15 protein-coding genes are annotated in these 19923 nt (G+C 39.0%); 9 read left to right on the top strand and 6 right to left on the bottom strand.

What is annotated here, in order from left to right:
- Positions 1–23: 23 nt before the first annotated feature.
- From ASE92_RS03660 to ASE92_RS03675, 4 genes are all read right to left on the bottom strand, one after another.
- Positions 24–1253: a M14 family metallopeptidase gene (locus tag ASE92_RS03660; protein WP_056848712.1), complete on the bottom strand. Its 1230-nt coding sequence runs from the start codon at positions 1251–1253 to the stop codon at positions 24–26.
- 68 nt (positions 1254–1321) lie between these two features.
- Complete coding sequence (locus ASE92_RS03665; RefSeq protein ID WP_056848713.1) at positions 1322–2866, bottom strand: RagB/SusD family nutrient uptake outer membrane protein; 1545 nt, start codon at positions 2864–2866, stop codon at positions 1322–1324.
- Positions 2867–2875: 9 nt separating this feature from the next.
- Positions 2876–6319 (bottom strand): TonB-dependent receptor, encoded by a 3444-nt coding sequence (locus ASE92_RS03670; protein ID WP_056848714.1) that lies wholly within the window; start codon positions 6317–6319, stop codon positions 2876–2878.
- A 141-nt stretch (positions 6320–6460) separates the two neighbouring features.
- Positions 6461–7642 (bottom strand): FecR family protein, encoded by a 1182-nt coding sequence (locus ASE92_RS03675; protein WP_056848715.1) that lies wholly within the window; start codon positions 7640–7642, stop codon positions 6461–6463.
- Positions 7643–7779: 137 nt separating this feature from the next.
- Between ASE92_RS03675 and ASE92_RS03680 the strand changes: the two genes are divergently transcribed.
- Positions 7780–8781, top strand: a complete 1002-nt coding sequence (locus ASE92_RS03680; RefSeq protein ID WP_157255619.1) for a hypothetical protein — start codon at positions 7780–7782, stop codon at positions 8779–8781.
- Position 8782: 1 nt separating this feature from the next.
- Here the strand turns inward: ASE92_RS03680 and ASE92_RS03685 are convergent, their stop codons facing one another.
- Positions 8783–9379 carry an RNA polymerase sigma factor gene (locus tag ASE92_RS03685; protein ID WP_056848717.1) on the bottom strand — a complete coding sequence of 199 codons (597 nt, stop codon included), beginning with the start codon at positions 9377–9379 and terminating at the stop codon, positions 8783–8785.
- A gap of 181 nt (positions 9380–9560) precedes the next feature.
- Between ASE92_RS03685 and dctA the strand changes: the two genes are divergently transcribed.
- Positions 9561–10829: a C4-dicarboxylate transporter DctA gene (gene dctA, locus ASE92_RS03690; RefSeq protein ID WP_056848718.1), complete on the top strand. Its 1269-nt coding sequence runs from the start codon at positions 9561–9563 to the stop codon at positions 10827–10829.
- A gap of 241 nt (positions 10830–11070) precedes the next feature.
- A complete protein-coding gene (gene rlmF / locus ASE92_RS03695; RefSeq protein WP_082454898.1) occupies positions 11071–12036 on the top strand; it encodes a 23S rRNA (adenine(1618)-N(6))-methyltransferase RlmF in 966 nt (321 codons plus the stop codon).
- 326 nt (positions 12037–12362) lie between these two features.
- Here rlmF and ASE92_RS03700 read toward each other — a convergent pair whose 3' ends face one another.
- Positions 12363–12785, bottom strand: coding sequence for a cupin domain-containing protein (locus ASE92_RS03700; RefSeq protein WP_056848720.1), 423 nt, complete (start codon positions 12783–12785; stop codon positions 12363–12365).
- Positions 12786–13084: 299 nt separating this feature from the next.
- Here ASE92_RS03700 and sucD point away from each other — a divergent pair, with 299 nt between their 5' ends.
- From sucD to ASE92_RS03730, 6 genes are all read left to right on the top strand, one after another.
- On the top strand, positions 13085–13957 hold the full coding sequence (gene sucD / locus ASE92_RS03705; protein ID WP_056848721.1) for a succinate--CoA ligase subunit alpha: 873 nt from the start codon (positions 13085–13087) through the stop codon (positions 13955–13957).
- Between the two features lie 333 nt (positions 13958–14290).
- A complete protein-coding gene (locus ASE92_RS03710; protein ID WP_056848722.1) occupies positions 14291–14683 on the top strand; it encodes a GxxExxY protein in 393 nt (130 codons plus the stop codon).
- A gap of 218 nt (positions 14684–14901) precedes the next feature.
- On the top strand, positions 14902–15402 hold the full coding sequence (locus ASE92_RS03715) for a methionine-R-sulfoxide reductase (RefSeq protein ID WP_200926317.1): 501 nt from the start codon (positions 14902–14904) through the stop codon (positions 15400–15402).
- Between the two features lie 144 nt (positions 15403–15546).
- Entirely contained in the window at positions 15547–15927 is a 381-nt protein-coding gene (locus ASE92_RS03720; protein ID WP_056848723.1) for a septal ring lytic transglycosylase RlpA family protein, read from the top strand.
- 457 nt (positions 15928–16384) lie between these two features.
- Positions 16385–17356, top strand: a complete 972-nt coding sequence (locus ASE92_RS03725) for a ribonucleoside-diphosphate reductase small subunit (RefSeq protein WP_056848724.1) — start codon at positions 16385–16387, stop codon at positions 17354–17356.
- A gap of 147 nt (positions 17357–17503) precedes the next feature.
- Positions 17504–19888, top strand: coding sequence for a ribonucleoside-diphosphate reductase subunit alpha (locus ASE92_RS03730; protein WP_056848725.1), 2385 nt, complete (start codon positions 17504–17506; stop codon positions 19886–19888).
- Positions 19889–19923: the final 35 nt, after the last annotated feature.

The following is a 19923-nucleotide window of genomic DNA, read 5'->3' on the forward strand; positions in this document are numbered from 1 at the left end:
TTGCAATTTTGAAGGTAATCCTATTATTTATTTTCAGTGGCCAGCAATAATTCCATCATTTTCTCGGCTGCAACCTTACCTTTTAGTTTAAGCAAAGTCCGGGGCGTATCATCTCCAACCTCATAGGTTAATGCTTCTGCATGCAAAACCCTCCCCATCCAGCTTTTAGATACATTACCACCATTTGGAGATGGTTTAATATTAGGCTTAAAACCGGGGATACTTTCGCTAAAAGCGTGGAGCCATTTCCGCGTAAAACCCGGTAAATTGGTTTTGTTCTGAGGCTGGTCTTCATTGGTGTAAAATATATCGTAATAGGTTGAATGGAAATCTATCCCGAAATATACCTTTGCATTTTGCTGCGTAATTTTTTTTAAGAGATAATCTTTAACCGCTCTTGTTTCCGGTTGTGCAAAGTTTTCCCAATCGCGGTTTAAATCTACACCGGCCACATTATGTCGCCAGTTGCCTTCATCCACACCATCAGGATTAATTACCGGAATTAAGAGCAGCTCGAATTTCATTCTGAAGCTCTTTCCCAGTTCAGTATTGGCAGTTACGGTTCTGATAAATTCCTGCATGGCCATATAACCCGTAACCTCAGGTGGATGCTGCCTGCTCAATACCACAATCAGTTTTTTGCTTTGATTACCAATGTTTATTGCATTAATGGGTTTACCCAAAATACTTTCACCAATTTTTTGCTTTTTTACCTGAGGAAGCCTGACCAAGCTATCTTCCCAATGATAATTATCCGAAGCACTTAACAGTTCCTGTGCAGCAACCAATATGGTATCGTTGTTTGCTGATAGTTTAAAAGAGGCTTGCTTTTTATTCTGATTGATTTTGACATCAGCAAGATCTTTCCAGGGCTGATGTTGATAACGGTATTTAGGGTTGTAGCGATGTGAAGTACCTTTATAATTGAGGTTAACGTAAAGATTTTTTTTCTGTGCCGACCAAACTTTAAAAGCATACCATGGGCTGGGATTGATGGGCTCGTTTTCGGGAGCAATCTCAATGTTAAAGGTGCTATCGTTTTCCTGTGAAATTGAATTTAGCCTGGCGCCACCAAAGTTATTGGTTAACAGAATCTGATTTTTATTAAAGCGATAAGTCTTTCTTATTTGGAAATTTGTGGTTGCTTTTGATGCGTGTTCATTAATACTTTGCGTTAAACTTTTAGTTTTACATGCTAATATGAATGCTGCGAGGATTACTATAAAAGCCGTTTGATTTTGTAATTTAATCACGATGTGAAAGTTTTAAAATAAGAAACAAGGCTGCCTCACGACAGCCTGTTCAACGAGAAGAGAAATCTTTAAGGGTTTTGATCTTCAGGACCAATGGCCTTGTTTACATCAATTTCATCTTGAGGAATTCTGTATTCCCAAAGGTTATTTTGCGATGCCCGAGCTTTAAATAAAGTATTGGCAATATCGGTGTAGGTTACGGTGCTACTTACTCTAGGGTTATCCATTCCGTTCCTGTCCATGTCGGCATCTGTACGTTTCAGGTCGTAGAAACGGAAGCCTTCGCCCCACAGTTCAATACGTCTTTGTACCATTATTTCATCGATTAAAGCTGCGCCTGTTTTTGCAGATAGTACATAATTTGGGTTTCTGTTTACCGCTAGTGGGTATAGTGCAGCAGCTGCAGCAGCATCCTGTCCGCTTCGTGCCAAAGCTTCAGCTTCTATCAGGTACATTTCGGCAACCCGCATAAAGGGGATATCGCCGGCCCGGCTGGTAACATCCAGAACTTTGAATTTTCTGTGCATGTATTTAATTACCCTTACATTTGATGCGGCAGCACCCGTTGCGGCATCTATTGCACCAGGGAAATTAACTTTATCTGCAGTGGTACCATCCCACCATAATTTTTTTCGGATATCTGTACTGGGGATTTTAGCATATAAAAGAGAGTTGATCATCTTGGGCTCGAGCCTGTTCCACGACGAATTAAAATTACCCGATACGTAAGAATAGAAAGAACCAAAGCTTGGTACCTGATCTGTTAACTGGTTAGCACCCCACATCCATTCCACATTCGAAATCGAAGTAAATCCACCCAGATAATCCGTATTTGTCATTAAAGAGAAACCAGTTCTGGCTTCTTTTGAATATTTCACCGCGTTGGCATAATCCTGCATAGTTAGTGCAACCCTTGCTTTAAAGCCTTTGGCGACATTTAAGTTTACATGGGTCTTTGCTGATCTGGCTGTTGCGTTTTCTAAAAGAGAAATCGCCTGATTTAAATCTTGATTGATCTGAGTATAAACGGCTTCTACCGATGAACGCGGTTGATCTACACCCTCCGTTGAGATAATGATTGGAATACCTGCCTGTGTGTTCTGCTTTCCTGCTTCATAACGTTTGCCATAAAGTTGGATCAGGTTAAAATGGCACCAGGCCCTAACAGCTAAGCTTTCGCCTTTAATCACAGCTTTTTCATTCGCAGCACCATCAATCTTATCGATGTTTTCGATAATCATATTGGCATTACTGTTAATCCGGTAGTATAGTAAATAAGGGAAAGCGGCAAGTGAGCTTGATGCACTTCGGTGATCGATCCATCTTAGTGCGGGCTTAAAATAACTGTAAGTATTTCCTGACCATACAAAATCTTCGCCCATGGCATCCATATTCAACATCATGGCACCATGTGCATCCTGCGACTGATTTGAAATTTGAAGATACATTAAACGATACATCCCGTTTACGGCAAGTTTTGCATTGGCAATAGATTCGAAAGCCGTTGTTTGCGCAACCTGATCAGTTGGGAAGGTTTCCAGAAAATCTTTTTTACATGAAGTAAACAATGCTATCATAAGCATGATTACTGAAGTGATTTTACAATTTTTCATGATGATATTTTAAAGCGTTACATTTAAACCTAAAGAAACAATTCTGTTTGGAGCATAAGTGTAGCTCGAATTTCCGTTGTATGCCTGCGATGGATCAAAGCCTTTCCGGTATGAGCGCATAAATAAATTTTCGCCGGTTACAAAGATTCTTGCATTGGTAATCGATAGTTTGCGGGAAAATGTTTTTGGTACGGTGTAACTAAAGTTCGCTGCTCTTAAATATAAATAAGAAGCATCTACCAACCAGCGATCGCTATCGTACGTTGTAGTTCCAATTGCTCGCCTGGGTACATTTGTTACATCACCTGGTTTTTGCCAACGATCTAAGGCATCAACATGTAATGCTCTTCCATAAGTGCCGTTAGACATCAGAGACTGGTAATCGCCATCAAAAGAAACGCCGCCAACCTGATAGATAAATCTGAAATCCAATGCGAAATTTTTGTATGTAAAGGTATTGTTGATACTGCCATAGAAATCAGGAATAGATGAACCTGCATAATGGTACAAGGCATTGGTACCGCTCGTGGTTACCACCGTGCCATCGGGCATGGTCTTGGTAGTCGTTGCTGCCGGCCCGGCCACAAAAAGTTCAGAACCTGTATCAGGATCTATGCCATAATAATCTCTCAGCCAATAATCATAGCGAGATTGGCCTACCATATATTTCTTGGTGCCATCGATAAACTCATCGTAGGGTAACTTGGAAATCTTATTGGTAAAGGTTGTCCAGTTAACGCCAACATTCCATTTAAAGCTTTTGGTCTTGATTGGCGTACCATCTAACTGAATCTCTACACCACGATTGTAAAGACTGCCGAAGTTTTGGTTTTGTGTATTTAACCCCGAAGAGAGGGCAAGTTGTACGTTAAATAAAAGGTTATCGGTATAACGGTTAAAATATTCAACACTACCTGAAATGCGGTTTTTCAAAAAGCCAAACTCCAGGGCAATATCCATACTATTGGTCGATTCCCATTGGATATCTTCATTTCCAAGTGCCAAAGCTTGCTTGATACCTGCTTCATTACCATTTTTAAAGCCAGTATCATAAAAAGTTTGATACAGGTAATAACTTCCCAAATCATCAGACCCTACCTGGCCATAAGAGCCACGAAGTTTTAAATTATCAACCCAGCTAACATTAAAGAATTTTTCTTTATTGATTTGCCATCCAGCACCTACAGACCAAAATTCTCCCCAGCGGTTTACCGGAGAGAATTTTGAAGATCCATCTGTACGGTAAGATCCGGAAACAAAATATTTTCCATCATAGTCGTATTGGAACCTTCCGAAATAGGACTCAATCCGGTAGTTATCCTGATAAGAAGTTAAAGAAAGAATTGTAGCAAAGTTTTTAAGTTCAGTTGATCCTGAAACAATTTGACCGGATGCACTGCCAAAATTATAATCATAACGGCGTTGGTAAGCCTCGTGGCCAGCCAATACATCAATATTATGGCTTCCGAAAGAACGGTTGTAGTTTAATAACTGGTTAATATTGATTGTTCTGGTTGTTGAGCTAGTGCGGTTACTTTTTCCATTGGAGGTCAAACCGTCGCCGATAATAGGGCTATCAAAAACGTTAAATTTGTAGTTGTTTAAGTCCAGACTGAAATTGGTAGTCAGCTTAAAATTCTTTAAGAAAGAAATCTCAGCGAATGTACGCCCGCTGATAAAATTACGCTCGGTGTAATTCTCATTGTATTCTGTTTCTGCTAACACGTTTCTGCCAGGAGCAATAGGGCGGGTGTAACCTTCATCATACACCTGATTTCCTAGCGCATCCAGTAAGTAACTTCCGTCGGCATTATGCTTGTGTACAGCATAAATTGGTGCAAAAATTAAATCAGTATAAAATGGATCTTCCCAGATTCCGCTCTCTTGATTGCCAACGTTTGTTTTTTGAACTGAACCCGAAAGGTTAATGCCGGTTTTAATCCATTTTTTTACGTGGGTATTTATATTTACCCTGCCGCTATACCTGTTGAAATCCGTTAATACAGAGTAACCCTCATCTTTTAAATAAGCCAGGGAACCAAAGAAATCGCTTTTGTTACTCGCTCCGCTATAATTCATATTATATTCGCTGCGTATGCCGGTGCGTCTCAGCTGATTTACCCAGTTTAAGTCTTCAGGATAGATTAGAGAAGCCGCCGGATTTATCGTTCCATTAGTTAACACTACGTGGTTATCGGCTACAGTAAATGGATTTGAAATTAACGATCCGACGATATTATTTGATGCCTGCGTGTTTGCCGCATCAAGTGTTGCGCCACCGGATACTAAACTATTCCGCATTGATTCCCAAAGTAGCGGGTAATACTGGAAAGCATCAACTTTCTCGTAATCAGACAAACCTCTTGAATTTAAACCCTGCGTTGTTTTCAAAGTAAGCTTCGGGGCCACATCCTTCCCTTTTTTTGTAGTAATTAGAATCACACCATTTGCACCTCTTGAACCATAAAGCGCTGATGCCGATGCATCTTTTAAAACAGAAATATTTTCGATATCATCAGGATTTAAGTTATTCAGTGCGCCCTCATAAGGTGCGCCATCTACAACATATAATGGATCAGAACCTCCGTTGATGGTACCGAAACCACGAATACGTACGCTCGGGCCAGCGCCAGGCTGACCGCTTCCCGTAGTGGTTTGAATACCGGGCGCAGCACCAACTAATGCCGTTGCCAGGTTCGAAATTGGCCGGTTTTCCAGTTCTTTCGAATTGATTGTTGATACGGAGTTGGTCAATGCGCTCTTTCTAACCGTACCATATGCCTGAACAACAACTTCTTCCAGCTGCTTGTTCTCGATGGTTAACTGAACATTTAACGTGTTATTGGCGCCAACTATAACTTCTTTCGAGGTATAACCCAGGTATGAAAAAACTAAGGTGGTTTCTCCTGTTGGAAGCGTAATGGTATACTTTCCGTCAGAATTGGTAATTACACCGTTACCTTTACTTTTTACTCGTACAGAAACTCCTGGTAAGGTAGTATTGTCATCGCTGCTGCTTACCACGCCCGAGATAATCCGATCTACCCCGAACACTTTAGCCACAGGTTTTACGCTTACAATAATGGTTTTATCTTCGATGGCGTAATTTAGTGGCTGCCTGCTAAAAATATTTTTTAACAGCTCATCCAAACCCTGATCTTTTGCCTTTACATTAACCAGATTAGCTTCTTCAATTACTTCATTACTGTAGATGAAATAATAGCCGGTTTGTTTTCTTATCTCCTTGAAAATAGTTTTTAAGGAAGCATTATTTGCGGTAAGTGTGATTTTCTGGGCCATTGTTTTACCACTCACCTGGAGCGATAAGCAAAAAATAATTATTGCCGCTAGTTTCATAACCAAAAAAGCTTTAAACGCATAACAGGTTCCTTTTAATTTTGTAGTTGGTTTGGGCATGGGGCTGCCCGTTTGAGATTGTAGACAATCTTTCATAAGTTTGTTTTGGTTTGGGTTTATTGATAAGTTGATAAATTTTTATAGCCCAAAACTGCTGCTTGCAGCTTTAATTAAATCTTTCCGGGTGCAACCGGGAAGATTTTTTTGCTATTATGGTTTTTGGCTTTACTTCATACGTTACTTGCTGATTGGTTTCACTTCTATCGTTTTATTGTTAATATTAAATTCTACGTTTCCAGCTGCCTGAAGCAGTTTTAATAACTTCGAAACATTGTTATTGCGACTTACTACCCCGTTAAACTTAATGCTTGGTGTTTTACCAACGTATTTCACCTCTACATTATACCATCGCTCCACCTGGCGCATCACATCTTTTATACTGGCATCTTCGAAAATAAATAGCCCGTTTTTCCAGTCTACCACATTATCTACATCAACATTTCTAAGCAAAATGCGGGAACTATTTGCATCAAAAACAGCTTGCTGGCCAGGAACCAGAATTTTCGAGACATTGTTATGATTCAATTTTATTGATCCCTCTAATAAGGTAACAGCGGCATTTTCTTCGTTAGGATAAAGGTTTACATTAAAATGTGTACCTAAAACTGCTACGTTTGCCTGTTCGCTTTCTACAACAAATGGTTTGGTTCTATCTTTCGATACTTCAAAATAAACTTCACCTGTGACCATAACTTTTCTTTGGCTGCCCACAAATGCTGTAGGGAAAGTGATGGATGATTCGGCATTAAGCCAAACCAAGCTTTTATCAGGCAACATTAAACGGTACTGGCCGCCGCGGGGTGTAGATAAGGTATTGGTATATACGTTCTGCTCTCCTTTATCGTTAACTGCATACTCAATAAAACCCTCATCGCTTTTGTTGATATTTGATGCGCCTTGCCGGGTAAGTGTTCCCTTCTGCGCATCATTTAAGATGATTTCAGAACCATCAGCCAATTTTAAAATAGCTTTATCTCCTCCGGGAAGCAAATCTTTTTTTACGATTTGTACAGTAGGTTGTGGAACCTTTTGCTTGTTGTAGATATGATACCCTAAGTAACCAACAATGACCAGCGAGGCCGCAATTGTTAATTTTTTAGCAAGGGAGATGATGATTGCCGTTTTCGATCTTTCTTTTTTATCAACTACGATGTTTTGGTACATGTAGTTCCAATCAACATGGTGTACATCGGCATCTGGTGAGGTAACCTTATCCAATTTTTTCATGTAATCATCCAAAAGCGGTTTGTACTCCTCTTTGCTGATGTAATTAAATAGCTCCGCGAAATCTTCTTCCGTGATAGTTTTGTTTACATATTGATCCAGTAAATCGTTAATTCTGTCGTTGTTTTCAGGCATGTCGGGATTGGCAAAATTGCGCCTTTAATACATAGACTATTAAGTGGATACAAGGGACCGCGGGAAATAAAAATATTTTTTTTAGCGGTCCTTTAGTTGTTGTGTCCGGTCTATCATTTAAGCTTAAACTTCAAAAAATGTGTAGAAAAACAACCATTCTAATTGCTTTCATTTTGACGATCTGTACTTCAGACCTAATGGCCAACAAAATCTTATCACCGGGCTTTCAGGATACTACCAGGCATTACCAACCGGGCAAAACCTATACCTTTAACGTAACTGCGCCATCGGGCGAATATGCGCTGGCAATAGAATACATCGCAGGCGATCATAAATCTAAACTAATTTTAACTTCGCCACATGGCGGAAGTTTGAAACCGGATTTCATCAGAACTAGAACGAATGAATACGTAGTTAAAGCCGAAGATAATGGCTATGGCGACACCGAAAGTTTCTCTGCAGTATCGGATTCTAAAACCCTTGAGCTTACCCAGGCACTAGCCGAGGAAATAAAAAGAACAACAGGATTAAGGCCACACATCATTTTAAACCATTTACACAGAAGTAAGCTGGATGCGAACCGGGCAATGTCTTTAGCTGCGCAGGGCGATGTAAATGCCGAAGCTGCCTGGAAAGCATTTCATGCTTTCATTGATGATGCGAAAGCGCAGGTGCTTAAAAATAATGAGGGCTTGCTGTTTGATATTCATGGAAATGCACACCGCCCGCAACGCACAGAAATTGGTTTGCTTTTAAAAGGCAAAGATTTCAAATCCAACGATTTGGAGCAATATGCCGATAAATCAAGCGTAAAAGCTATGGTCAAAAGTGGCAAGGCCACAATGACTGAGCTAATAAAAGGTGATTATGCTATGGGTACCTTGTTAAGCGAGAAAGATATCTTGGCTACTCCTGGCAAATCGGTTCCAAACCCGGTTGATGAAGAATTTTTTCCGGATGGCAGGTACTTTAACGGCGGTTACAACACGGCAAGGCATGGCTCTAAATTTTCTGGAAACATTTCTGCAATCCAGCTGGAGTTTAATTCGGATGTAAGGATGGATGATAAAAAAAGGCCCGAGTATGTGAAATCAATAACCAAGGCCATTAATCAGTTTATGGCTAAATATTTTAAGTAGATTAAGAAAGCAACCAAACAAAATATGCAGTTATACTTATTTTAAGTGTATTAATCGAAAGGTAGTGGCGAAGGTATTTTAGCACATCAACTATAACGTTCTTCACCCTGCTTTTTGATAAGCCAACCTGAAGGGCAATTTCCTCGTGGCTCAAACCATCAAAGCGGCTCATTTTAAAAATCTGCTGTTTCTGCTCTGATAAATTTGCCAGCCCCCTGTTGATTAGCATTTCACTATCCTTAAAGTCAGTTTGTTCTTCAATACCATTGCTTTCTACCTGCATATTTGCCCATAGCTGGGCCAGTATTTTCTGATTTTTAGCAGCCCGGTTTAAATAATTATAGGTTTTGTTACGAACAATTGTGTAAATGTAGTTTCGGGGATGCTCAATATTCGGTAGCGTATCTCTTTTCTGCCAGATGGTAAAAAAAGTGTCCTGAACAATTTCTTCCGCATCAGCTTTAGAATGTACAAATCTAACCACGAAACTGTAAACCCTATTTTTATAAAGCTCAAAAACATGCTTAAAAGCAATTTCATCGCCACCGGCAATTTTTTGCAGCAATATTTTTTCCGCAGATAAATTATAAACAGACATGTATAGTTCGTTGGTTTCGGTTGGCTAAATATATGAATTACTGAATAATAAAAATATTTTCAGTAAAAAATGGGCAGAAAACTGAATGATTTTGATAAACAAACATTTTATCTCCTGTTGTTTTAGCTATTTTCAAGGTAAGATAAAAATATAAGCTATATTTCGTTTTTAAAAAACCAAAATGAAATCTATTCTTTCCAATTTAACTTTTCAGGTTATCATCGCAATTATCATCGGGATCTTTGTTGGGACCTACTTTCCTGAGTTTGCATCGACAGCCAAATTGATTAGTCAGGGTTTTATTAACCTGATTAGTATGCTCATTGCACCTATTATTTTCTTCACCATTGTTTTGGGAATTGCCCACATGGGTGACATGAAAAAAGTTGGCCGAGTGGGAGGAAAGGCATTGCTGTATTTTGAAATCGTGAGTACAGTGGCCATAGCAGTCGGTTTGCTGGTTGCAAATGTGCTTAAACCCGGAGCAGGTGTGATTGCGAAAGCAGGCGACGCATCAAAAATTTCGGGTTATGCAGCGCAGGCAAAAGACATGAATTGGGCCGAGTTTTTCTTGCATATCATTCCCCATAATGTGATCGCAGCTTTTGCTGAAGGAAATATTCTCCAAATTTTGCTTTTTGCCATTCTATTCGGATACGGGTTAAATAAACTAGGAGGCGAGGGTACTTCTGTGTTAAATGCCTTTGATAAGATTTCAAAAGTGCTATTTAAAATCATGAAAGTGATTATGCGTTTAGCGCCAATCGGTGCTTTCGGAGGAATGGCTTTTAGCATCGGTACACATGGTTTGCAAAGCATATTCGGGATGGCTAAACTTATGGGCTCGGTTTATCTAACTTGCATTTTATTCATTTTTGTGGTGCTCAATGGCATCTGTAGGTATTATAAGTTCAGCTTGTGGGCTTATCTCAAATTTATTCGCCAGGAGATTTTGATTGTTTTGGGCACCTCTTCTTCTGAATCAGCTTTGCCTAGTATGATGCAAAAAATGGAAGCTATTGGTTGCGATAAATCTGTGGTGGGTTTAGTCATCCCAACAGGATATTCGTTTAATTTAGATGGTACAGCAATTTATCTCGCCATGGCCGTAATTTTCCTTTGTCAGGTTTTTCATGTTGATTTATCTCTGGGTCAGCAAATTACTGTTTTAGGCGTGTTGATGGTTACCTCAAAGGGTGCTGCAGGCGTTACAGGAAGTGGTTTTATCGTGTTGGTTTCTACGCTTACGGCTTTAAAAATAATGCCCATCGAGCATATTTCTATTTTAATTGGTGTCGATCGTTTTATGAGTGAGGCTCGAGCCATTACCAATGTTATTGGGAACGGTGTGGCGACAATCGTAATTGCCAAAAGCGAAAATCAGTTTGATCAGGCAAAGTATTTAAAAGCAATCCAGCCAGCAGCGATTGAGAAAAATGAGGAAAGTTAACGTGTTGTGAGCTACCAGTTATTGGTTACCAGACTGGATTCTTGTTTCCCAATATTTTAGAGGTGTATTCATTAGATCGTCTCGAGATGCTAACACAAAAGTGAGCGATAGCTTCTTTTGCTTTTTATTGGAACTATGACAGATAACATGTAACAGGCAACGCACAACACATAAACCAACTATTTAACTTACCTTTGTACCAGAAACATGCACACAGCATGTTTAGTTAAACCAGATCACATTGGCTCAAGAAGAACAAAATAACCGCAAAGAAAAAAGCGAGTTACATCCACGCAACAAACACCGTTCGCGTTATAATTTTAAACAACTTACTGCTGCATCAAAAGAATTGAAACGTTTCGTTTTTAAAAACGAGCATAACGACGATTCTATTGATTTTGCAGATCAAAATGCCGTTAAAGCACTTAACAGAGCATTGCTAAAATATTTTTATAATATCTCTCAATGGGATATTCCTCAGGATTTTCTTTGTCCGCCAATACCTGGCAGGGCTGATTACATTCACTATGTTGCCGATCTTTTGGGTTCGAGCAACAAGGGTAAAAATCCCAAAGGAGCGAGTGTAAATGTACTTGATATTGGCGTGGGTGCAAATTGTATTTACCCAATTGTTGGTCATCAGGAATATGGTTGGAATTTCGTAGGTTCTGAAATTGACCCGCTTTCTGTTGATTCTGCCAAACGAATTATTGAAGCAAATAAGCCGTTGCAGGGTGCGGTAGAAATTCGTCAGCAATCTTCTAAAATGGGTATTTTTAGAAATATTGTAGGTGCAAAAGAGCGTTTCGATGCTGTGGTTTGCAATCCGCCTTTTCACGCATCTTTAAAAGAGGCAGAGCAAGGTACCCGCCAGAAATGGCGTAACTTGGGTGGCAACGAAAAAGAAGTAAAACACGTTTTAAACTTCGGTGGAAACAAGGCTGAGCTTTGGTGCCCAGGCGGTGAACGAGCTTTCGTGGAGCAAATGATTATTCAAAGCGCACAAATTAAAAACCAGGTGTTATGGTTTACTTCATTGGTATCGAAAAGTGCGAACTTAAAAAGTATTTACAGCGCTTTGGTTAATGCAAACGCCTTCGAAGTGCGTACGGTGCAAATGAGCCAGGGACAAAAAATCAGCCGTTTTGTCGCTTGGACTTTTCAGGATGATGCTGCACAAGCAGAGTGGGCGAAGGGATGGAAATAAGTTTTTAGTCGTTAGTCTAGAGTCGAAAGTCTTGAGTCTCTTGCTAGCGAGTTATAATAAAAATAACCAAAAGCCGGATTAACCATTAAAGTTAGTCCGGCTTTTGGTTTTATCTCTTTTATGATTTCTGTTATGAGGAGGAACGAAGTGTCTGTTTCATAGGTTGCAGATGCTTCGTTCCTCGGCATGACAGCTCATTTAAGGTTATTGCAAAAAGAAAAGCATTCAAGCCCGTTTATTGCTAATAGCTGGTCGGGATTTGTAATTGTGTTGGTCGGAATTTGTAATACCGATTGCTGAATTGAGGGATTTACTCCTTAACTAACCTATTTTTTCTCGTAAACAATTAATATCGTTAAATCATTATCATCGTTTGGCTTAATGCCATGCGAACTCCCCGGACGCGTTAAAATCGCATCGCCAGGTTTAATCGGAAATGTTTTCCCATTCATCTGCATGGTGCCATTTCCACTGATTACGTAATATATTTCATCTTCTTTGTGCAAATGATAGCCGATGGATGAACCGGGTTTTAAAATCCTTTTGCGGAAAGCCGTTTTAAGATTTTTGGCATCACCAAAGAAATTGTATCCAATGGTTTCGCCACCACCCTTGTGTGTGCCGGGTTCTTTTTTCGCCACTTCGATATCGTTTTGTAATATGTATTTCGACGTGTCGTTACTTTGCCCTTTGGCGCCAAAAGCAATGGCTATCAATAATGTAAGAAGGATAAAAACCTTGTTTTTCATGTTACACTCTTTTTGGCTGTATTATTTTGCATCATGCTTTTAGCTTTGGTCTTTCTACTTTCAGCTTTAGGCTTAAGTAAAATTAGGCGTTTTACTTCGGGTTGCCAAAGGCGAAGAAGTTTTGTTAAATAAACCTGATAGCAACGAACACGAAGTGCAACGGAGTAAAGTGAATAGCAGGACCACAACTGCCATAGGCGAACTCCTTACATTTTCATGAAAAAATGGGCTAAATAATCTATTTTTAAGCTTGACTTTCCAGTCAATAATATTAGCTTTGCACAAAAAAATATTGATACATGAGCGTTTTAGTAAATAAAGATTCTAAGGTTATCGTTCAGGGTTTTACCGGAAACGAAGGAACATACCACGCAGAACAAATGTTGGCGTACGGTACAAACGTAGTTGGTGGTGTTACGCCTGGCAAAGGTGGGCAATTACATTTAGAAAAGCCTGTTTTTAATACTGTTAAAGATGCTGTTGATAAAACAGGAGCAAATGTATCTATCATTTTCGTTCCACCGGCTTTTGCTGCTGATGCGATTATGGAAGCTGCCGATGGTGGCATTAAAGTGATTGTTTGTATTACTGAAGGTATCCCGACTAAGGATATGATTCAGGTTAAAGAATATATTTCTGACCGTGATGTTACGCTTATCGGCCCTAACTGCCCAGGTGTAATTACTGCTGATGAAGCTAAAATTGGTATCATGCCAGGTTTTATCTTCAAAAAAGGTCATGTAGGTGTGGTTTCAAAATCAGGAACTTTAACTTACGAAGCGGTAGATCAGGTTGTTAAAGCTGGTTTAGGTATTACTACTGCTATCGGTATCGGTGGCGACCCAATTATTGGTACGCCAACTGTTGAAGCGGTGAAGTTATTAATGAACGATCCTGAAACTCATGGTATCATCATGATTGGTGAAATTGGTGGCGGAATGGAAGCTGAAGCCGCTCGTTGGATTAAAGAAAACGGTACTAAGCCTGTTGTTGGTTTCATCGCTGGTCAAACTGCTCCTGCCGGACGTAGAATGGGTCACGCTGGTGCAATTGTAGGTGGTGCTGATGATACTGCTGCTGCTAAAATGAAAATCATGCGTGAGTGTGGTATTCGTGTAGTAGAAAGTCCTGCTGAAATTGGCGCTGCAATGGCGGAAGAATTAGCAAAGTAAGATTTTAAATTTACATAAATGAAAGCGTTTCGATTAACTTCGGAACGCTTTTTTTGTATGCTTAGTTATTTGCCACGGAAACACGGAAGACACGGAAACTTAAAAAGGGAAAAAGAAAATGGAAGGGATTGGTGAAAAAATTTTTGTTGAAGGCGACCTTGATTGTTAAGGAATTAATAAAAGGGGTGAATATTATTTGCCACGGAAACACGGAAGACACGGAATTTAAAAAAGGTGAAAGAGAATGAAAAAATTTTTTTTTCAGAGTGTGGGAAAGCAAACGTTAAAAAAGAAAACAAAGAAATTTGATTAGATTAGTTAAAATTATCTTTTATGGATTATCAAATAAGACAAGATAATCTTCCCTATAAAAATGAAACTAACTTAATTATTAATGCTGCAATCGAAGTTCATAAAGATTTAGGCTGCGGTTTTCTGGAGATTGTTTACAAAGATGCGCTTTGTATTGAATTGGAAAGTAGGGGCTACCATTACGAACGTGAAAAGCATTACCCGGTTTTTTATAAAGATACTTTGTTGCCACATAGTTTTTATGCTGATTTTATGGTTTTCGATTCGGTCATACTGGAAATAAAATCAAAAAGTGGAATTGCAAATGAAGATCTAGCTCAAACTATAAATTACTTGAAATGTGCTGATTGTAAAGTTGGTTTAGTATTGAATTTTGGCAAGCCAACGCTTGAAATACGACGAGTTGTTTTTTAAGCAATTTTAGTAGGTATCTACACTGATGTTTGTGTCCAAACAAAGGCTAATATGGTTTTTTGATATTGGTTCCGTGTATTCCGTGTTTCCGTGGCAATTTTTCTTTTATTTCCTGTTTAAGCAAGCTGTTAGGATGATGATTTATCATTCCTTTGTAAACACTAAGCCAAACCTTTAAACCCACAAACCAAAACAAAATTTGTAGCGTATATTGTAGTATGAAAACGATGTTAAATAAACTATTTTTGATCTCGGCTGTTGTTTTAATTGGAAGTCTTTCTGCTTGCGCACAAAAGCAAGACAAGAAAGAAACAAAATCAGCACAGTCATCAGAAAATATTATAAAAAAGAAAATGAACTGGAACACATTAACACCCGAAGAAGAAAGAGTAATTGTTAATAAAGGAACAGAATATCCTGGCACAGGAAAGTATGAGCATACCACAGATAAAGGAACATATACTTGCAAACGTTGCAATGCGGAGTTGTACCGTTCGGAAAGTAAGTTTGATGCTCGTTGTGGTTGGCCGGCTTTCGACGATGAAATTAAGGGTGCTGTAAAACGGATTCCTGACGCTGACGGATCGCGTATAGAAATAGTTTGTGCCAACTGTGGTGCACACTTAGGTCACGTTTTTACAGGGGAAGGATTTACCGCTAAAGACACCCGTCATTGTGTAAATTCTATCTCGATGAATTTTGTGCCAGACAAGAAATAAGGTGGATGTAGTGAGGTTAGGTAGAGGCGTACAGCGACAAGTTGTACGCCTTTTTTGTTGTTGAAAATCAGGCTGTTTTTCCACAAATTATTGATTATAAACTAAATGCTTATATTTGCAGGCTCGATATAAAAATTTTAGCCTATGAAGTATCTTCTGTTATTAAGTTTTTGTTTCCTGTTTTTACAAGGTAAAGCAAAGCAATCCGGTCCCTCAAATGAACCAGACAGCGTTAGCAAAACAGTTCTTGCAACTTATTATCACAGAAAATTCGAAGGCCGCCGCACCACTAGCGGCGCCAAATACAGAGCCAAAAAATTCACCGCCGCTCACCGCACTTTGCCATTCGGCACAATGATCAAAGTAACCAATCCCGACAACGGAAAATCAGTAACAGTAAAGGTAAATGATCGCGGTCCTTTCTCTAAAAGATTGGCAATAGATCTATCAGAAAGCGCTGCTAAAGAGATTGGTATCTATCATAAAGGCATAGCCAAAGTAAATCTAAGTTATAGTGTGGAGTAATATTCCTTTTTGCTCTATTGTACACATGCTATACACCTCAAATTTAAGTTATTAACACTTATTCTGGTTTGCTAAACCCTTGAAAAGAAAGGATTAGCTTTTTTTTCGCTTGAAAATGATATTTAGCCGATCGTTTTCTCCACCAGATTCAGCGTAGTGTTAACAACTTTGGTTCACAAAAAAGCCCCTCCGTGTATATATTTGTTATAACAAAGTTCTTTAACTTCTTGCGTTTGAAAACAAATATAAAAGCTTAGTTTTTAGTAATTTACAGGTGTATCACTCTGATAACAAATCTAAATTTTCCCTACTAAAGACTCTGTTGTTTGTCATTCGCCAAGGGTTAACACTTGCACTAGAGTTTTAATACGAAACATTTCAATCACTATATAAAATTGGTGGATGCGTGGTTTTGTCGGCTCTAACTAAAATGGAATAAAATATTAAAGTATCAGATATGGAACAGGAATTATTACTACAAGAAAACAAAGATAGATTTGTGCTTTTGCCGATTAAATACCCGGCAATTTGGGAAATGTATAAAAAGACCGAAGCTAGTTTCTGGACAGCAGAAGAAATCGATCTTTCTGATGACCAAAAGCACTGGGATAGTTTAAATGATGGCGAAAGACATTTCATTTCCCACATCCTTGCTTTCTTTTCTGCTAGTGATGGTATTGTTAACGAAAACCTGGCGGTAAACTTCATGAGTGAAGTGCAGTTGCCAGAAGCTCGTTGTTTTTATGGTTTCCAGATTATGATGGAAAACATCCATGCCGAAACCTATGCTTTATTAATAGACACGTATATCAAAGATCCTGAAGAAAAAGATCGTTTATTCCATGCTATTGATACTGTTCCGGCAGTAAAAAGAAAGGCAGAATGGGCGCTTCGCTGGATTGAAAACGGAACTTTTGCTGAGCGTTTGGTAGCGTTTGCTGCTGTTGAAGGTATTTTCTTCAGCGGAAGTTTTTGTTCTATCTTCTGGTTGAAAAAACGTGGTTTAATGCCTGGATTAACTTTCAGTAACGAGTTAATTTCCAGAGATGAAGGTTCGCACTGCGAATTTGCTTGCTTATTGTATAGCATGTTAAGCAACAAATTGAGTGAAGAGCAAGTTCATTCTATCATCAGCGATGCTGTTGAAATTGAAAAAGAATTTATTACCGATGCATTACCGGTTGCTTTAATCGGAATGAATGCAAAGTTGATGAGCCAATACATCGAGTTTGTTGCCGACAGATGGTTACAGGAATTGGGTTATAAGAAAATCTATAATGCAACCAATCCTTTCGATTTTATGGAAATGATTTCATTGCAGGGTAAAACGAATTTCTTCGAAAAACGCGTTGGCGATTACCAGAAAAGTGGTGTGTTAACTTCTGCTGATAACAATAAACAAGCGTTTTCTTTAGATGAAGACTTCTAGTTAAAATTTTGAATTAATGAATGATAGAGTGCTCTTTTATCATTCGGAAAAATAAATAAAACATTACGAGTTGGTTCGAAAGGTTGATAGGAAAATCACTTATTCAAAACTCACTCATTCAATCATTAAAGAAAAATCTCAAAAATTATGTTCGTACTAAAAAGAGATGGCCGCAAAGAGGCGGTGCAATTTGACAAAATCACAGCCAGAATTCAAAAACTGTGCTATGGTTTAAACGCAGAACTGGTAGACCCAATCGATGTTGCCAAAAAGGTAATCGAGGGTTTATATGATGGCGTAACCACTTCAGAGTTGGATAACCTTGCTGCAGAAACTGCCGCATCGTTAACTACGAAACATCCTGATTATGCTTTGCTAGCTTCGCGTATCGCGGTTTCTAACTTGCATAAGAACACTACCAAGTCATTCTCGGGTACGATGAAAATGTTGTACGAATATTTCGACCCGAAAGCGCAGAAAGCGGCACCGCTTATCGCTGATGATGTGCACGAAATCATCGAAAAAAACAAAGATATCTTAGATAGCTCTATCATTTACGACCGTGATTTTGGTTTCGACTATTTCGGTTTCAAAACGTTAGAGAAATCTTACCTTTTAAAAGTGAACGGTAAAATTGTTGAGCGTCCGCAACACTTATTCATGCGTGTTTCTGTTGGTATCCATAAAGAGGATATCGAGAGTGCAATTAAAACGTATAACTTAATGAGCGAGCGTTGGTTTACACATGCTACTCCAACTTTGTTCAACGCCGCTACACCTAAACCTCAAATGTCTTCGTGTTTCTTACTAACTATGCAAGATGACAGCATTGAAGGGATTTACGATACGTTAAAACAAACCGCTAAAATTTCTCAAAGTGCTGGTGGTATTGGTTTAAGCATCCACAATATCCGTGCAACAGGTTCATATATTGGCGGTACAAATGGTACGAGTAACGGTATCATTCCAATGTTACGTGTGTTTAACGATACCGCTCGTTATGTAGATCAGGGTGGAGGAAAACGTAAAGGTGCTTTCGCTATCTACTTAGAGCCTTGGCATGCAGATGTTTTCGAATTCTTAGACTTACGTAAAAACCACGGTAAAGAAGAAATGCGTGCCCGTGATTTATTCTATGCGCTTTGGATTAACGATTTGTTTATGCAACGTGTTAAAGACAATGGTGATTGGACATTATTCTGCCCACACGAAGCACCAGGGTTAGCAGATTGTTTCGGTAAAGAATTTGAAGATCTTTATACGAAATATGAAGCTGAAGGCCGTGGACGTAAAACGATCAAAGCTCAGGAACTTTGGTTTGCCATTTTAGATTCTCAAATTGAGACAGGTACACCTTATATGTTGTTTAAAGATGCAGCGAACAGCAAATCTAACCAACAGAATTTAGGTACAATTAAGTCTTCTAACTTATGTACGGAAATTATTGAGTACACTTCTAAAGATGAGGTTGCGGTATGTAACCTGGCATCATTAGCTCTACCACGTTTCGTAATCAATGGCGCTTTCGATCACCAAAAATTATACGATGTAACTTATCAGGCTACTTTAAACCTGAATAAAATCATCGACCATAACTATTACCCGGTTCAGGAAGCTGAAAATTCAAACATGCGTCACCGTCCGGTTGGTTTAGGTGTTCAAGGTTTGGCAGATGCCTTTATCTTATTGCGTTTACCTTTCGAAAGTGATGAGGCAAAACGTTTAAACAAAGATATTTTCGAAACGATTTATTTCGCATCGATGACAGCTTCAAACGATTTAGCGGTGAAAAACGGTCCTTACCAAACTTTCCAAGGTTCGCCATTATCAAAAGGTAAATTCCAGTTTGATTTATGGAACGTAACACCAGATAGCGGAAGATGGGATTGGGATGCTTTACGCAAGAAAGTAGTTAAAGATGGTGTGTATAACTCATTATTGGTTGCGCCAATGCCAACTGCATCTACTTCTCAAATTCTAGGTAACAACGAATGTTTCGAGCCATATACTTCAAACATTTACACCCGTCGTGTATTAAGTGGAGAGTTCGTCGTTGTAAACAAACACTTATTGAAAGATTTGGTAGCCTTAGGTTTGTGGAACAACGATATGAAAAATCAAATCATATTGGCTAACGGTTCAATCCAGGGTATTGCTGCAATTCCTGATTATATTAAAGAATTGTACAAAACTGTTTGGGAGATTAAGATGCGTAACATCATCGATATGGCTGCAGATCGTGGCGCATATATCTGTCAATCACAATCATTGAACTTGTTCGTAAATGCACCAAATACTTCAAAATTAACTTCAATGCACTTTTATGCATGGGAGAAAGGTTTGAAAACCGGTATGTATTACTTACGTACTCAAGCAGCATCTCAAGCAGTTAAATTTACTGTAGAAAACCAAGGTGGTAAAGCAATTGAAGCAGTTATTCCTGCTGAAATGACTCAAGACCAGGTTGCAGAAGAAATCGTTGACGGCCCAGTTTGTTCAATGGAAGAAGGCTGCATTAGCTGTTCAGGTTAAAAGTGGTAATAGTTCATTAATTCATTAGCCATTGG

This window comes from Pedobacter sp. Leaf41 (assembly GCF_001422545.1).
GTDB lineage: Bacteria > Bacteroidota > Bacteroidia > Sphingobacteriales > Sphingobacteriaceae > Pedobacter.